The sequence below is a fragment of the Actinocorallia longicatena genome (assembly GCF_039534125.1).
Classification (GTDB): domain Bacteria; phylum Actinomycetota; class Actinomycetes; order Streptosporangiales; family Streptosporangiaceae; genus Actinocorallia; species Actinocorallia longicatena.
This window is the reverse complement of the sequence record NZ_BAAAUV010000077.1, coordinates 1-1,093: the sequence shown is the minus strand read 5'-3', so window position 1 is coordinate 1,093 and position 1,093 is coordinate 1. Positions and strand designations below refer to the sequence as shown.

Here is a 1,093-nt window from a genome sequence, read left to right as displayed (position 1 = left end):
CCTAGGGGCTGTTTGGGGTTCGGATCATGTGGTTGAGGTGAGGAGTTTCAGCCACATGATCGATCCTCGGAGGTGGAGTCCGGCCTCATAGCTCTCGGGGGTTTTGTCATAGCGGGTGGCCAGTCCGCGCCAGGTTTTGATTTTCTGGAAGCAGCGTTCGACGGTGTTGCGCTGCCGGTAGAGCTGTGGATCAAAGCCAACGGGCCGTCCGCCTGCCTGCCCTTTCCTCTTCCGGTTGGCCTGTTGGTCGTTCTTCTCCGGGATGACCGCGGTGATCCGGCGGCGGCGCAGATGGGAACGGTTGGCCTTGGAGGAGTAGGCCTTGTCGGCGGCCACCGCAGCGGGACGAGTACGAGGCCGGCCGACCGGACCAGGAACACGGATCTTGTTCAACACGGTGACGAACTGCGGGCAGTCGCCGGCCTGCCCAGGTGTGAGCACGAACGCCAGCGGAAGCCCGGCGGCATCGACCGCCGCATGGACCTTGCTGCTCAGCCCGCCTCGTGACCTGCCGAGCCCGGCGGCCTGCGCCCGAGCCTTGCGGCGCCGCCGCCCGGCGGCACGATCAACGGCCGACGACGCGTCCTGGCCGTCCGCACCACCGGTCGGTGCGACCGTCGGCGCATCACCCGCAGCACCGGCGGCTGCTGCGTCAGCGGAGCCCCCTTTTCCTCGGTCAACGCCTGCTCAAGCGCATCAAGGGTCTCCCCGGCGACCGCCAGCCCGGCCGACTCCTGATGCGCCCGCACGATCGTGGAGTCCACACTGACCAACTCCAACCCGACCTGCCCACGCGAAGCGGCCTCAGCGATCAGCGCCTCCATCAAGCCCTGGAACACCCCGGCCTTGGCCCAGCCGTTGAACCTGGAATACAGCGTGGACCACGACCCGTAGCGCTCCGGAACATCACGCCACCCAGACCCCGTACGAAACCGCCACAAGATCCCGTTGAACTGATCACGCACCCGCCGTGGCAGCGGCCCCGTAGCCGCCACCGGCAGACACGGCTCGATCAACGCCCACTCCACATCCGTCACATCAAAACGCGCCACACCCAAGTTCTAACAGCCACAACCAGCCCACCACCGGACCC

Annotated in this window: 1 pseudogene; it reads right to left on the bottom strand. The window is 66.9% G+C overall.

Annotation, left to right across the window (positions count from 1 at the left end):
• Positions 1 to 24 precede the first annotated feature (24 nt).
• A pseudogene (locus ABD785_RS41135) lies at positions 25 to 1,052 on the bottom strand (IS5 family transposase).
• Positions 1,053 to 1,093: the final 41 nt, after the last annotated feature.